The 561-nt window shown below is 43.3% G+C and carries 1 protein-coding gene; it reads right to left on the bottom strand.

Translation table 11 applies throughout. The features are described 5' to 3' along the window. A partial coding sequence (locus CBI42_RS11180) for a transposase (RefSeq protein WP_142294129.1) occupies positions 1-561 on the bottom strand: 561 nt, incomplete at both ends.

Here is a 561-nt window from a genome sequence, read left to right as displayed (position 1 = left end):
ACAAATACCAAGCGAAGCTTGAATTTTTGGTTCCCGACGTGCGCTTCGACAAAGCAGCTGTATTGATAAGCTTGCTTGGGTTGATATTTTGAGGCCTGCAGTCGCTTGTATAATGCTTTAACTGAATATTGCCGTCCGCGATATTGATAGTAAATTTTGCTGGACCGTTTAAGCATGCCCACGCCGTTTAATCCCAACTTGGTTAATTCATAGAACATTTTTGGTGAGCTATACCAGCTATCAAATAACACATAGTCAGCTAGAACGCCATTTGCGAGGGCTTGCTTGACAAGTTGCAATGAAACGAGGTTCATTTTTTGCTGTGCTTGGCGACGTCTCCGGCCAGCAATTGTTCGTTGATCGGTTGTTTTAGCTGATTTTCCAAGGACGTTTTGTGGCTTCTTGGAAGACATTAATGCAAAGTTGATCGGTAAGAATGTATTGGCGTCACTCCAACCCAAAGTTAAAGCCCGGTATCCCTTAATATATAACTGTTTGTCATGGTCAAAGACTCGCGCTAGTAATTCGGTTTGGGTGGCGTACTCACGGGAAAAGAGTGTA

Source organism: Streptococcus sp. KR, from assembly GCF_002238115.1.
Classification (GTDB): Bacteria; Bacillota; Bacilli; order Lactobacillales; family Streptococcaceae; genus Streptococcus.
This window is presented reverse-complemented; position numbering and strand designations above follow the sequence as displayed.